12 protein-coding genes are annotated in these 13,615 nt (G+C 40.6%); 7 read left to right on the top strand and 5 right to left on the bottom strand.

All coding sequences use genetic code 11. The features are described from left to right. Nucleotides 1-4: 4 nt before the first annotated feature. Together KG631_RS01090 and KG631_RS01085 are read right to left on the bottom strand one after the other, a co-directional pair. Nucleotides 5-2,095, bottom strand: coding sequence for a DDE-type integrase/transposase/recombinase (locus KG631_RS01090; RefSeq protein WP_213994833.1), 2,091 nt, complete (start codon nt 2,093-2,095; stop codon nt 5-7). After that, a complete protein-coding gene (locus KG631_RS01085; protein ID WP_213994832.1) occupies nt 2,092-2,751 on the bottom strand; it encodes a hypothetical protein in 660 nt (219 codons plus the stop codon). Before KG631_RS01085 ends, KG631_RS01090 begins: the two co-directional genes overlap by 4 nt. 713 nt (nt 2,752-3,464) lie before the next feature. Between KG631_RS01085 and KG631_RS01080 the strand changes: the two genes are divergently transcribed. From KG631_RS01080 to KG631_RS01045, 7 genes are all read left to right on the top strand, one after another. Then, complete coding sequence (locus KG631_RS01080; RefSeq protein ID WP_213994831.1) at nt 3,465-5,021, top strand: AAA family ATPase; 1,557 nt, start codon at nt 3,465-3,467, stop codon at nt 5,019-5,021. A 17-nt stretch (nt 5,022-5,038) separates the two neighbouring features. After that, nucleotides 5,039-7,222, top strand: a complete 2,184-nt coding sequence (locus KG631_RS01075; RefSeq protein WP_213994830.1) for a DUF87 domain-containing protein — start codon at nt 5,039-5,041, stop codon at nt 7,220-7,222. Beyond that, nucleotides 7,212-8,624: a DNA double-strand break repair nuclease NurA gene (locus KG631_RS01070; RefSeq protein ID WP_213994829.1), complete on the top strand. Its 1,413-nt coding sequence runs from the start codon at nt 7,212-7,214 to the stop codon at nt 8,622-8,624. The genes KG631_RS01075 and KG631_RS01070 overlap by 11 nt, the downstream gene beginning before the upstream one ends. Beyond that, complete coding sequence (locus KG631_RS01065; protein ID WP_365867993.1) at nt 8,624-9,595, top strand: DNA adenine methylase; 972 nt, start codon at nt 8,624-8,626, stop codon at nt 9,593-9,595. The genes KG631_RS01070 and KG631_RS01065 overlap by 1 nt, the downstream gene beginning before the upstream one ends. Nucleotides 9,596-10,387: 792 nt before the next feature. Beyond that, nucleotides 10,388-10,600 carry a hypothetical protein gene (locus KG631_RS01055; protein WP_213994826.1) on the top strand — a complete coding sequence of 71 codons (213 nt, stop codon included), beginning with the start codon at nt 10,388-10,390 and terminating at the stop codon, nt 10,598-10,600. 26 nt (nt 10,601-10,626) lie between these two features. After that, nucleotides 10,627-11,016, top strand: a complete 390-nt coding sequence (locus tag KG631_RS01050; protein ID WP_213994825.1) for a hypothetical protein — start codon at nt 10,627-10,629, stop codon at nt 11,014-11,016. Between the two features lie 44 nt (nt 11,017-11,060). Further along, nucleotides 11,061-11,351 (top strand): hypothetical protein, encoded by a 291-nt coding sequence (locus KG631_RS01045; RefSeq protein ID WP_213994824.1) that lies wholly within the window; start codon nt 11,061-11,063, stop codon nt 11,349-11,351. Between the two features lie 56 nt (nt 11,352-11,407). On the opposite strand, the gene KG631_RS01040 is transcribed toward KG631_RS01045, so the two are convergent. The 3 genes from KG631_RS01040 to KG631_RS01030 all read right to left on the bottom strand — a co-directional run bounded on the left by KG631_RS01040 (nt 11,408) and on the right by KG631_RS01030 (nt 13,513). Continuing rightward, nucleotides 11,408-12,049, bottom strand: a complete 642-nt coding sequence (locus tag KG631_RS01040) for a hypothetical protein (protein WP_213994823.1) — start codon at nt 12,047-12,049, stop codon at nt 11,408-11,410. 209 nt (nt 12,050-12,258) lie between these two features. After that, nucleotides 12,259-12,645 (bottom strand): hypothetical protein, encoded by a 387-nt coding sequence (locus KG631_RS01035; protein ID WP_213994822.1) that lies wholly within the window; start codon nt 12,643-12,645, stop codon nt 12,259-12,261. Nucleotides 12,646-12,937: 292 nt separating this feature from the next. Beyond that, on the bottom strand, nt 12,938-13,513 hold the full coding sequence (locus KG631_RS01030) for a hypothetical protein (protein ID WP_213994821.1): 576 nt from the start codon (nt 13,511-13,513) through the stop codon (nt 12,938-12,940). Nucleotides 13,514-13,615 lie beyond the last annotated feature (102 nt).

Raw genomic sequence — 13,615 nt, 5'->3', positions numbered from 1 at the left:
GTTATTATTCCTCCCAATTACCTATGTCATCTAAATCAATATCGTCTTCCCACTCTTCGCCGGAATACTCATCCGTTAATAACGATTGGCTATTTTCATGAATGATTACGTTTTCTGGGGTTGTCGAGGCCTTGCTTGTCAGATTTTTAATCTCCTGCGCGTATTCTTTGCTTTCCACTAGGTGGTGCTGAGTATTTTGCTTGCGGCGTTCGCTCTCCTGTTTTTTCTTTTCAGAACGCGAGTCCTGACGCTGTTTCTCAATTTTTCGCGAAGTCGCGACAGTTTCATGACTAGGCTCATAAAATCGTTTTTCTGAGACGGGCAGGCCCCGATAGCGGCTTTCAGTGATGCTAAGATATTCCTCCCGCTGAAGGGGCTTATCCTCATGCAAGTTAAGGTTTTCCAAGTCTGAAAGGGGAACCTGTCTGGGTTGTTGTGTTTTCGGGTGAATGACCGTAATTGAACGAACATCAAGTTGTGAATATAAAATTTTCACTTTATCAAATACATCAGACTCCGAGAAACCCGATTGACCATCGCGGTTTGAGATGAGCCACTTATGCAATCCAGCGTCCCGATACCAGCGTTTATCAACAGTGAATCCATCTTCAGCTTTAATAAATTTATGTTCAGTAATGCAACCATGAAGTTCAGTTGCCTGCGGTATTTTGACTTGTTCTCTTATCGCTAAAGGCTGCTTGTTAAACTCCTCATTCCATACATCAATTGGCGCCCGGTCGTTCAGGCCTGAGTGTGGATTTTTGTGATAAACCTCATGGATAAAGTGCTCAAATTCTTTGATAAAACCGTCAATAGTCATTGAGGCTTGCTTCTGCACATTTTCAGCAATTTTGATTGTGTTACCTCTGAATTTTTCTCTACCAAAGTACCCCGGTAAGTATCTCAAGAACATTCGTCTAATCGTGTTATTCAGTGACTCAACAAACGGCTTTTCCTGAGGTTGGGCAACGGTAGTGATGAGCAATGTGATATTGTTTGCGATACAAAATGGAGAGCACAGATCGCTCGTGGCGGGTGCGCTTGCATCAGTCACTACAAATGGAATTTTGTTGACGATAGGCCAGCGCTTATCTCTATTAATCGATATAGTATGTTTGAGGCAAGCAAGAATAAGGTCTGCTGATTCGCTTTTTTTCTTGGTTAAATGCAATGAATAGCCAAGAATTGTTCTTGAATACACATCCATCACATACATTAAGACGATTGACCCCAGAAAAACTGTCGTATTGTTTTTATCAACAATACCGATATGGATATGCAAACCATCCATTTCGCAACGTTCGAGAATAGTCGACACTCTAAATTTTTTCAGTTTTGCCCGAATCTTTTGCTTAACTTTCGCCTTACCATTCTTCTCGTTGGCATACTTCGCTAGGAGCGCTTCCTCATCGGTAAGCGCTTTGATCCGATTCCTTAATGTATTAAGGCTCGGTATCTTAAAGTCATATTTGGGGTTGCCGGCATTTTCTGCTTTTATTTTATCGCAAATTGCAGTAAATATTTGATATATATGCTCAATAGGCTTGGGATCTTTTCGCAGATAGTGGTCAGCGATACAGTCTTGAAATGCTTCTTCAACCTCTGGCAGTTGACGACGTCGAGTATTTGTAGAAAAAAAGCCATCTAATAATGAAATTTTATTGCAGCCACTATCTTTATAGCGTTTTATCCATCCCTGCACGGTTGACCGGCACGGTGGCGTTTCATCATGAGTATTCCCTTTTACCACTTTTATTGCTTCGTCTACGGCTGCTGGTCGCGTAGGTGCTGAAGGGCTTTCTTTCATTGCTTGCAAAACATATCGCTCTCGATACGATATCTGTGCTGTTTGTTGCGAAGTTAAATAGCGAGAAAAAATTTCTTTTCTAAACTCCTCAAATTGGATGTCACCGGCTTCCATCTTTCTCGAGAAATCGGCCAGAGAAATGAGATTTGTAGAATTTGAATACTCATTTTCGTCGTCATGAATTTCACGGTAGCGCAGTTCATTGTCAGAACGAAAAATGTTGAGAACTTCACATTGCGATCCGTTGAGCGTAAAGCGTGTCGATTCTCGCAGGTAGGGGATACTCATGCCGCCCTCCATACAGGTGTAGAAGGCGTCAGTAGCTCTTTTATATTAAATGCAAAGTACCCAGCCTTGATGAGACCAAAGTGGCAGATAGGAAAACCATATAGGGCAAGACTTCGCTCCAACTGACCAAACGTAAAGCGTTCAGGGAGCATTGCAGACAGACTGTTTACTACCGTATTAAGAAACGACGGCTGGAAATGTTTGATATCAGCACATAATAACTGCCCAGCATTAACGAAAGCTTCATATGGCACGTCTTCGTCTGTAATGATCCGAAAGGCGAAACCTGCACGATTAAACGCATCACGAATTTCGCCTAACCGCGCTGTCTCATCCTTAGTCAACCGGCCAATAGGCTTTACTTCAGTAAAAGTGATTTCCCCATAGCTATCTACCGTTATGACGTCTGGCGTGTACGTTCGTAGGACTTCAGAGTCCTTAGGCATCCATTTCATGGTGCCTCGTTGGCTATCGATGAGTTTTATGTTGAGATCTAAAGCGAAGCACCTGAGCACTCCAAGTTCGAGATAAGACTGATAGAGTAATTGGTTGTCGTTTTTGTCACATGTAAACCTGCCGGAGATCATGATTGAACTCGACCGATACATTTTCTTGGATATTGTCGTCCGTGAGTGAATATTCGTTTTGGTTGCCATTTTTCACCTCAAAAGCAAAAGCTAAGTGAGGCGGAATATAGTCTAAAAAAAACATGAGTAAATACGCATTAGACAGATTATTGGTAAAGCCAATAATCTGAAATGACGTTACAAATCAATGCTATATTTACTTTTCACTGTCTTTGTGATATTATAGGTACTACAAGTGATTGGTTCTTCTTTAATTCATTACTTGAGCGATTTAATTTTCAGAATCTTAGCATATTCATTATTGATATATATTATTCCATATTAGAATATATTATGAGCACAGTAAATACGTCAGGTTTAATAGCGAGGACTGGTGCAACATATCAAGTCACTAGCCTTCTTTTCAAATGCATTAACTTCTTGCTCCCTTTTGACGGAAGGCAGTGAAGTCGCTTTGCCGTAGTAGCATTGTAGCGATAATTAACCGACCTTAGACGTATCGAATGGATTGCCAAAGGTTTAGCTCAATAGCTTTTCAGGATGGCATTTTAAAAGTCAATTCAGGACAATCCATTGCAAACTTATGGAGAAATCTATCAATATAATTGCTTTGCTGAGGCGCTTGTAAGCTACTTAATGAGGCAGTAAAGAGTGGACTATCTTGTTGGTGCATTATTGAAAGGTGTGAATATTATTTTTGGCGGTGTAGCGCAGAAGATTTTAAAGACATAGCTGGTTTGGTGTTAGTCGCCCGGTTTTGAGAATTAAAGAAAGGAATAAAAATGATAATTAAATCTCTGCATGTGGAGAAGTTCCGAGGATTTAAAAACTTAGAATTTGATTTAGGTAAGCAAATAACCCTAATTGCAGGCCAAAATGGAACACAAAAAAGTACTCTTTTAGGCATGCTTACTCAAACATTTTCTATAGGTAAAGAACATGCAATGCATGGGCAGGTACCACTTTCAGGGGGAAGTTTTCGTTCGAGCTTTAGCGATAAATTCAGATTGTCACCTAAGTTTGATATACCAAAAGAGCACGAATGGACTCTCACATTATCAAACTCATCAGAAACATTTACTATTGAAAGCATACCTAGAAAAAACGCCACTAGCCATTTAAGGTTTTGGCGAAAAGGTAATCGTAACGCTGGTTCAGGTTATCTTCAGTTGCCAGTCATTTTCCTTAGTCTAAAGCGATTACTGCCAAATGCCGAAGAGTCAGGTTTTGATGAAGACCCATCTGTAACGCTGAGTGCAGATGAAATTGAATTTTATAAGAAGTGGTATCGAACCATTTTGATATCTGAAGATAAGTTAGAAAAAGTTGATTATCTAAAAAGTAAGAACAAGGAGACAGCAGGGGTTACATCTGATCATTATGATTGGAGGTCCAATTCAGCGGGACAAGATAATATTGGTAAAATTCTTCTCGCAATAATTTCATTTAAGCGGTTGAAAGATTCTTTCCCTGATGAATACAAAGGTGGCATTTTAGCAATTGATGAGATTGATGCTTCATTGTATTCAGGTGCGCAAATTAAGTTACTTGAAGCATTGATGAACTTCTCATCGAAACTCAATATTCAGATATTGGCAACTACGCACTCAATGCCAATGATCGATAAAGCATTGGAGATTAGTCAAGCTAGGGGCCGGGAAAGCTCGACAAAAGTTATTTATTTGAAGAAGTCTGATGGGCTAGTGACATTAGAAAAAGATTTAAGTGCTGAGAAATTGAAGAATCACTTGGACGTGTCTTTAGGAAAGGTCCTTAAGCTAACTGTTGATATTTTTTCCGAAGATGAAGAATGCCGCGACTTTTTAAGGGCATGCTTAGGAAGGAAGTTTAAAGGCTTAAACTACGTCGATTGCACATTAGGCTGCGAAAATTTGATTCAATTAGCTAAACAAAAAGTACCAGCTTTTCTCCACCCAAACTCCCTAGTTGTTGTTGATGGCGACGTTGCTCCCCAAAAAATAGCAAAGTATAAAAATTACATTGCTTTGCCCGGAAACGACTCACCTGAAAAAGTACTAGCTACATTCTTAAATGGGTTGAGTGATGCAGATCCCTTTTGGGGGGTGAAGAACGCCTCTTACAACAAGCAAATTTGTTTTAGAGATTTTTCTGTCGAAGATATTCACGCTGATAGAATAAAGGCAAAGAAGTGGTATAACGATCAAAAAAGTACTGGTGTATGGGGGCTGGGAGCGTCTGAGCTGTATAAACGTTATTTCAAAGAAAATCCAAAAGAAAAAAATGACTTTACAGAAAAATTCAAATTTATTTACGATGAAATAATCAAACATAAGGGTTTTGAGAGTCTAATCGCCTAATACAGATAAGGATTTGTGTGAAAATATTTAATGAAATCGCAAAGGAAAACAAGCTTGCAAAGCTAGTTGGCGCGGCAAAAGAGAATCATGTTGGTTACGTATACTCAATGAACTTTAGCGAGGCATTGGTGTTAACCAATGATAGCTGGAAAGAAAAGGTATCGGGAATTCCCCACAACAGTTTTTTGATTGCGTCTGGATTTGATCCAGATAGATTAAACGAAGCTCACGAGTTAGACAGAGAAGTTGTATTGCTCAGAGTCATAGGACCGTCAGGACTTCCGACTGACGTTGATTTGCTAAGAACAAGAATTGAGCACAACCAACGCAGAACAGAAGATGAAATCTTTACTCAAGATGTACATGACGGACTCGATGCGTTAACTCAGTCAGAATTACAATTTGGAGCATTAAAGTGCAGAATTTTAGGGACATTTTACATTGGAGGTGGACAGTTAAGGTTGGGTAGTGACATTGAAAATTATATGTCATCCACAAAATTAAGAGTTTTCAAGCCTCGTGGAGATGCATTGAACATGATTGTGAATCATATGAATCCAGAAGTGGTTTCCAAGGCAATTGAAGAAGCTAAAAAGTCAGGCTTTAGCGGTATGCCAACTCCAATTGAAATAGGTAAAGTGCGTTATACTTCGTCAGATCGTCTGCATCGGGGGCCTTCAGAGCCTAAGGTTTCAGTCCAGATACAACCAACAGATTTTTTAGCTCGAAGAACAGCTATATTAGGTATGACTAGGACTGGTAAGTCAAATACGTTGAAAACCACTGTTTCGGCTGTAGCTCTTGCGGCACTCAAGGATAAGAACAACGTAGGTCAGATAATTTTTGATATTAACGGTGAATACGCCAATGCCAATCATCAAGACGATGGCAGTTCTATAGCGGATGTATTTGCCAGTGGAGTTGTTTGTTATCGAGGCATAAAAACAAATGATGCCAACTTTAGGGATTTGCGGAACAATTTTTACGAAAAACCCCATGTTGGTTTGACTATTATTCAAAGCTTGTTGAAAGAAGAGCAGTTAGCAAATGACATGAAGATATTGTCATCTTCGCTCACATTAGATGAATTGCCAGATGACGCCACTGAAAGTGAGAAAAATCGACATGAACGATATTTAGCCGCTTTTAAATCACTATTATTTGTTAGAGGATTTCAACCCCCTATAGGAATGAAAGTAAGACTGGCTGTTTCTAAAGCAGTTAAGCGTCAAATATTAGAGAATGTGTTTCCAGAAGTTGTTTCTGAACTAGAAGATGAATTGGAGAAAAAACCAAGTCAAGTAGAACTTGAACAAAAAGCAACTAGCTTTTTCCCTGATTATGCTGCTGGTGCTTCATTGAAAGAACTTGCTGAATTTTTTAGTCATGCAAGGGAAGCAGACCGCGCTATTCGAAAAGATTATGCTGAAGCAGTGAAAGCTTATAAAAAAGATGGAACAAAAATTCCAACTGGTCTATGGCCGTCACTACGCAGCGCAAAGGTGAAAGATGACTGGCTTGACGATAATTTAAAAGCACTGTGTAACCTGATAGTTGGCAAATCTGAATCAGATACGCCGATTAGAGTAAAAAGCTTACTAGGACCAATTGCGAATTATCATAGCCCTAACAGGCAAGGTGAAGTAGAAGCTGAAATTTACAAGTTACTGCTAGCTGGAAAAGTTGTAATTCTAGACTTATCCGTTGGTACTGAAGAGGTAAGAAAATCAATGGCTGAAAGGATTGCTCGCTATATTTTAGAGCAGTCTATGTCAATTTTTCATCGAGGTGAAAAGAACACTAATATTGTTATGTACGTTGAAGAAGCGCACAACTTAATTGGTAAGAAAGAGGACTTATCTACGACTTGGCCAAGAATTGCGAAAGAAGGAGCGAAAGCAAAAATTGCTTTCGTTTATGCTACTCAAGAACCGTCATCAATTCATCCGAATATACTTGCTAACACTGAGAACTGGTTTGTTACACATCTTAATAACGAGGACGAATTAAGAGCATTAGGGAAATTTTATGATTTTTCTGATTTTCATGCATCATTGAAGACTGCTCAGGATGTTGGTTTTGCAAGAATCAAAACGCTTTCATCACCTTTTGTAATACCGACTCAAATTAATCGTTTCACTCCAGAAGAACTTAAAGCAGAATTAGCGAAGTTTAAATTAGGGGAAAAGCATGCCTTATAGTAGGGAGCGGGCATCCAAAGGCGGGCATTCAGATTTAGTTCGAAACCCAGACGTTTCTGCTTTTTTGAGCGAATGTGACTTTATAAAGGAGCCAACAGAAGAAGAAACAAGAGAAATAGTTAGTGGCTTTGTTGATATCCCACTTACTAGTGCATTGCCTTCTAAAGTATTCGCATCTGATGCTAGTCCGTATTCTGAGCCAATCAATGGGTTGTTTCCTAGTACTCAAATTGGTTATGTTAAAAACAGTATTGTCCTAATTGATGTAAACAGCTATGAGGGACTAAAGTCACCGAAGAGTAGATTTGTAGATCCTTTTAAGGTAGCAGAATTACACCGCAATGCAGACGCTATTTCTTTTACTTTACCGGGTAGTAACATCAGATATAAAGGAGCTAAAACTGTCGCGGATGGTTTTCGGAAAGCGGTATGGGAGCAGTTGTCGGATGATAGAACTAAAATGGCTGTTGGTGGCGACTTTAATGTTGCTGGCACGCTGTTGGCGATTGAGCCTGATAATGTAATTACGATCACTAAGTGCCCTTCATGTAAGGACAAACCTCCAATACCTTTTATTTTTAGCAACGTTACTACTATTCATATATGTGAACAGTGTCATGAAGAAGTGTATTTAACGGACTCGTTAAGATTGCATGAACCAATAACTGAATTTGGGGATAACACCTCAGCGATAACTCGTTTCATGAATGTTGTTGAACATTTAAATATCGCCAACTTAATTAGAATGCTTCATTACTATCAACCAGAAACATTGAGTGAAATGGCTTTCTTTGTTGACGGGCCATTAGCGATTTTTGGTGAACCAGCAGATATTCACAGTAGGTTGATGAAATTATATTTTCAGATTTTTGAAGACTTAAAGGGAAAAGGGTATCGAGAACCATTAATCTTAGGGCTAATTAAAACAGGTCAAGTTGCGGAGCATGCCAATTCACTGAATAGGCAACTGAAGAAGTACGCCAAGAGCCTAAATAAGATCGACAAACGAAATTCGGTTAGACTTCTTACAGATGAATACAAGGGTAGATGGATAAGTGGTAAGTATGACCCTGAGGGGTGTAAAGGGTATGAGACTTACTATGGACAAGATTTCTTGTTCAAGACTGACAGTGGAAGGATATTTACATTTTGCATTCCATATCCATTTGAAAGAAAAGGAAATAGGAAAGATTTTCAGTGTGCGAAAACTGAGCTTTCCAAATACCGAGATACACTAGACAGAACTTTAGGTATAATCAAATTCTTCGAACTAGAGTTATACGAAAACGCAGTTGTTCCCGTAGCTTTAGCGCATAGACACGCATCAATTAGTCTAATGCCCGGTGGAAAAGTATTAGAGTTAGTTTCCAGAAACGGATTAAATGTTAAGAACAAAAAATAGTGAAAGAGCCTAGATATACTAAAGAAGCTGTAGACAGTTTGAAGTCCCAGCGAGTAATAAAATATTTCAAACTGCCTAAATTAAGGTCAAATTTGTCCCCATTCCGTTATCCCGGTGGGAAAGGTAAATTGTCTAAATTTTTAGCGCTTTTTCTTACATCAAATGACCTCAAAGGGACTAAGTTCGTAGAACCATTCTGTGGAGGAGCAGGAGGTTCTTTGCCGCTACTTGAGGCAGGAATCATTAGTAAGTTAATACTAAATGACGCTAATCCTTTTATCGCTGAGTTTTGGCAATCTGCTATTAACCATACTGCATCACTAACGAAAGAAATCCGAAAAGTGAATGTCAACTTGAAATCGTGGCATAAATATAGGGATATTTTTGAGGGGAATGTCGATTCTTCTGATTTGGATAAAGCGTTAAGTGTTTTCTTTCTAAACCGAACTAACAGGTCTGGAATATTACACGCGGGCCCCATTGGAGGCCAAGCTCAAAATGGAAACTATTTGATAGATTGTCGCTTTAATAAGGTTGATCTCATTCAGAGAATAGAGAATATAGCAAAGCTCAGAAGAAATATTGTCGTTAAAAGCGAAGATGCTTCTTCCTTAGTGTTTAAGTTGGATAAAGAAAACTGTTTTATATATGCAGATCCTCCATATGTTAAAGAAGGAAAAAACATATATAAAAAATATTGTTTCAATAGTTATCAACATACTGCATTTTCCAATGCAATCAAGCATCAGAATAATCCTTGGTTGATATCATATGATGATGATCCTCTTGTTCATGAACTTTACGCTAAGTCAGGGATTAATGTCATTGAACTTAGTTATGTAATGAATAAAGCAAGAGTAGGGCGAGAACTACTAATAGCCTCTAGCACAATGAAAATGCCAATTATTGGTAGTGAAAAATCAGATGAATCAATGTTAACCTCAGGGATTGGTAAAGTCGCTACCAATTAAACCTTGCGAATTAAATCGCTGGTGGCTCAGATCTTTTCTCTAGGCTGAGGGAATAAAATAAATTATTGTACTTAACCAAATCCCTAGTGTTCGATTTAGCAGTTAAAGCAAATCAGTCTGCTCAAGACTATATAAAACTATCACCAGAGCGCGGTTCACTGCTAGAGACATTAGAGTCGCTCATATACTCTCAGAAAGAGCTATGTACGCTAGTGTGGCTAGGTCTCTACGATAAAGACATAATGAGCATCGTAAACTTTGCCAAGCTTAAAGAGCAAGCGAATGCTATCTCTCAAGAAACCATTGCCAGTTATCTGTTTGGTAAACCATTAAAAGACGCCTTAATAAATGAGTTTTAAAAAGCTACAGGGCATGATCCATTATTAAGTTCAGCAGCTTTCTTATTTGAAGAAATAGATCTACTTTTGCCAACTCGTGCTCGTAGGCCTTATTTAGTGGGGCTTGCGATTCTAAAAGTGTTGTAGTTAATTCTAAAACTAGAATGGATTTGCCAAAAATTTTATATAATTTTTAACCAACAACCTTATTTAACATAATATACATTAGCGGCTATATTAAACGTGGAGTTATAGAGGGCCGACGGGATTCTGAATTTTTTTCACAAAAAGTATATTATCCAGCTGATTAATATAGGCATTTATACTGCTAATCCAATCTTAAATCAGACTTTTAAAGAAACAAGTCGCACTTATCCTAAGATGGTGTCAAAACGATTTGGGTCTGTGTATAGTCGTTTATTCTTGATATGTTTACCTCTCAACTGGAGAATACATGACCGTAAAAGAACTGACCATTGGAAGTACCGGCTTAGTTTTGGATTCAGTCACGCTTGATGTTGTCTTAAGCAATGCCGATAAAATATCCATTGAAGACCACCCACAAGGCAACTGCTTAGTGTGTCACCCTGCCAGAGCTCGTATTACTGATGAGCAAGCAACATTACTTATCAATGCGGGTGTCGTAGATAGGCGTAGACATCGTTAAATTTCAGTGGTTGAGGCCATTATTAGATGAAACATCGTGATATTTTAAAAGAAGTTAGAAATTGGCCAAATGCTGAAATTTCCCAGCTGGTTCAGTCTTTGCAACAGGTCATCAGCGGTAGGAAGCAAAAAGAACACTTGACAAATGAGCTTGAAGCCTTAGCAACAAAAAGCGGGTTTTCAATGGCTGCACTGGGTTTTACCCGTGAGGTATCAGAGCCATTACAAAGTAGAAAGGCTCGCGTATTAAATGCTGCTAATCAGACCTACATAGTGACGAATGGCACAGTAACTCTCGCGCCTCCGAAAAAGATGAAAGAACTGCGTGCTGCAGGCCAGTTGCTGGGCTTTAATCAACTGACCCCGGCTCAACAGTCTCAAGCAGAGGCACTGATTGTTGGTCTCAACAGCCGGTAATGCTAACTTATACGGCTATCCCTGACGCAGTATTGGAATTACGTATGCCACAACAAACACATGATAGTCCAACCGTATCAATAGAAAGGTTCAAATCAAACCCGGTTGCTGAGCTGGCAAAAGCGAAAGGTGATGCGATTGCTGTTTTATCTGCAGACCAGATCCAATTCTATGCAGTACCGGCTTTACTGTTTGAAGAAATGACGGCATTTTGTGAGTTTGCTCAGCGTGGTACCACTACACTAAAACACATTCCTGCCCAGTTTACCGGCGCCGGCATTGATATGGAAAAATTGGCGGTTGAGTTGGCCAGAAAAATCAAACGCGGTTCATAGGCTCAGCTCCTGCGTAAACCTACTGACCGCATAGCTGCGAAAACGGACATCGATGCTTACCACTCAAAATCAGGCCAATCCTCACCGCTGTTGGCAAAGGCTGTTGGTGGTATGACATCGGGACTGAACTTAGCGTCCGAGAGCGCCATAATGCCATACATAGGATCAAACGTTTGTAACACTTTTGACAAGGTTGTCAGGCGTTGCTGCGGGGAGAGCCTGATAAAATAGTTGACCCGACTATCAAGGATACTGTCGACGTGCATGTAAGAGGCATTACCAATTGCCTTAATTCTGTAAATGATTTCATCGGCGGCAGCTGGCATCGCAGAGCGGACTGCTGACTCAACAACATACTCCAGCTCAAACATTACCGCCTGATCAAGCTTACTGGTTGGAATAAATGCCATCGCCTGGCGCAGCATACCTATCTGTGCAAGCAGTACAGGCCAAAGAATTTCAACACCGAAAATGCGGTATCGCTCATCCTCAAAGTCGCCCCGGTACTCTTCACTACGCTCGCCTTGGTAAGCCTTGCGGATATCATAAGCCAGGCCCAGTACAAAGCCCTCCTTATCCTCAATATAGTTGCTTTGCTCCACCACATGATGAACAAATTCATGTAGTCGGGATAATGTGTAAAAGTCGCCCCAGAGCGCAATGCCGGCATGATTAGGGGTGAGTCTGAATTCCAGCATTTTATCTCCTGTGGTAGCTCTTATACTGAGCAGAGTCTTGTTACTTTCGGCATGCCGAAAGTTGTGATAATTGAAAGCTGAGCAATGTACAGCATTCTTATTGTGCCATAGCTTAAACTGGCCTTGTAGACCCGGGACCATCTCGCAAGAGTAAATCCAAATCTAAGGCCGGTACCACGTTGTATTTGATAATTTTCTAAAGGGATTTGTTACACAAAAAACATGAAATCACGTGGGGCAAATATATTGCGCTTGCCGAAAATGGGGCACTCTAAATCCCCCGCATAATACGCACGATATTCTTCCGGGATAACCGATAACTGTTGAAGGACCGGTGGCACGCGTTGACACCATGCCGGTGCTGATACGGGATATGATTTAGGTGGAGCTGACCACACTTGCGCCATCCGCTCCAAAAAACAGGCTTTTAGTGCATACCTTAGCGTATCGTTCTCTTGCGGATCAGCCACAACTGAGATGTCCCATTGCTTGCGCCAGAAAAGCTGGACGTCATCCATAAAGGCGACGGTATCTCTTCTGAGGACGGCATCGCACATTCTGTCTAAGACGTATTCTGCTGTATCGGTATCAACCATTGGTGGTCCCGCGTTAGTTTGAGGTCGTTCCGGCCACTGGTATCAGTATATAGGTTTAATATTCGGAATTTAAATGAAAAAACCGCCGTGGTATGGCGGTCTTTACGCCGCGCTGGTTGGTAGCAACGCGGTAAGTGAATGTACTTAATCTACAAAGCAAATATTACGCTATCTATGATTTGAACGCAAACACTATGGCGCGGTGGTTAAGGGCATTAAGTAACTTTCGGCATGCCGAAATAAATCCACTGACACAGTAGTGACCAGGTATAAGTCACCTGATGGCTCAGTGCTATTCCAGCTCCTGAAACTTCAGACCGCTAAGCTTAAACTGCTCAATGATATCTTTGAATGAACCTGGTTTATCGGTCGAGAAAATCCCCAGGCTAAGGCCTTTAACGCGGAATAATACGCCATCTGTCGCCCGGTGGCCATCCAATACCAATTTCTCAAACATTCTGCTCGGCGTGCCATCGCGCCGGGTAAATCTCCTTGACGCGAGTTCGTTATACACGTCCTCCCTGGCCAAAACATGAATGATGTACCAGCGCCAACCATCCACATGAATAGGCAGGAACTCTACGTACTCGTTTATATACGGCCGCAACTTTTCGCAAGTGTCAGCTGACGCAGCGAAAGCGGTTGAACCGAAGGCGGCAATGTCGGGTAGCGGCCTGATCCGTTCAGTCGGGTTATAAAACCACGTCACCTCAGGCGGAGCCCAGTTGTCTGCCAAGGGCTTGCCATACAGACCGACCGGTTCATCAATTTGCATAATCAGCTCTAACGCTGATTCCTGCAGCATGGCAAACTTTCTGACGTTGGTGGCCACTACATAACACTGTGTATCGGTTATTACATCGTCCATCACCAATCGTCCGTTTATTCAAAAACCTGCTCAGCCGGCAGCACTGGAAAGTGCCTATTATCCATGACTTGCCGAAATAAGTGAAATATACGTAAAGAATAA

Source organism: Arsukibacterium sp. (genome assembly GCF_018402695.1).
In the GTDB taxonomy this organism is placed as follows: Bacteria; Pseudomonadota; Gammaproteobacteria; order Enterobacterales; family Alteromonadaceae; genus Alishewanella.
The sequence above is the reverse complement of the archived record's forward strand: the minus strand, read 5'-3'. Positions and strand labels throughout refer to the sequence as shown.